Genomic DNA, 1,221 nt, shown 5'->3' on the forward strand with positions numbered 1-1,221 from the left:
AGGATGAACCCGTAGCTTCGGTACCTGATTTAGCCCCGTTATATCTTCCGCGCAGGCCGACTCGACTAGTGAGCTATTACGCTTTCTTTAAAGGATGGCTGCTTCTAAGCCAACCTCCTAGCTGTCTGAGCCTTCCCACATCGTTTCCCACTTAATCAGGATTTTGGGACCTTAGCTGACGGTCTGGGTTGTTTCCCTTTTCACAACGGACGTTAGCACCCGCTGTGTGTCTCCCACGCTGCACTCACTGGTATTCGGAGTTTGCCTCGGGTTGGTAAGTCGGGATGACCCCCTAGCCGAAACAGTGCTCTACCCCCAGCGGTGATACGTGAGGCGCTACCTAAATAGCTTTCGAGGAGAACCAGCTATCTCCGGGCTTGATTAGCCTTTCACTCCGATCCACAGCTCATCCCAGCATTTTTCAACATACTTGGGTTCGGGCCTCCAATTGATGTTACTCAATCTTCACCCTGGCCATGGATAGATCGCCCGGTTTCGGGTCTATACCCTGCGACTGGTCGCCCAGTTAAGACTCGGTTTCCCTACGCCTCCCCTATACGGTTAAGCTCGCCACAGAATATAAGTCGCTGACCCATTATACAAAAGGTACGCGGTCACACCACGAAGGTGCTCCCACTGCTTGTACGCATACGGTTTCAGGATCTATTTCACTCCCCTCGCCGGGGTTCTTTTCGCCTTTCCCTCACGGTACTGGTTCACTATCGGTCAGCCAGGAGTATTTAGCCTTGGAGGATGGTCCCCCCATGTTCAGTCAAGGTTTCTCGTGCCCCGACCTACTCGATTTCACGTGACTCAGACTTCGACTACGGGACTATCACCCTGTATCGTCAAGCTTCCCAGCTTGTTCGTCTGTCAGTTGTCACGCTTAAGGGCTGGTCCCCGTTCGCTCGCCGCTACTTGGGGAATCTCGGTTGATTTCTTTTCCTCCGGGTACTTAGATGTTTCAGTTCCCCGGGTTTGCCTCTATAGGTTATGTATTGGCCTATAGATACTCACCTGATGGTGAGTGGGTTTCCCCATTCGGAAATCGTTGGGTCGCAGGGTATTTGCCACCTCGCCAACGCTTATCGCAGGCTATCACGTCCTTCATCGCCTCTGGCTGCCAAGGCATCCACCGTATGCGCTTAATCGCTTGACCATATAACCCCAAGGGGTCTGTCAAGGATTACGAATCTGTCGGACCTCTCCGACATATCGTTT

At 52.6% G+C, this 1,221-nt stretch carries 1 rRNA gene; it reads right to left on the reverse strand.

Annotated features, from left to right (window positions below):
• Positions 1–1,159, reverse strand: a 23S ribosomal RNA gene (locus MSG32_RS17875); the annotation flags it as partial.
• Between the last annotated feature and the right edge of the window lie 62 nt (positions 1,160–1,221).

Origin of the sequence: Cobetia sp. 1CM21F (genome assembly GCF_023161745.1) — a bacterium.
GTDB lineage: Bacteria > Pseudomonadota > Gammaproteobacteria > Pseudomonadales > Halomonadaceae > Cobetia > Cobetia amphilecti.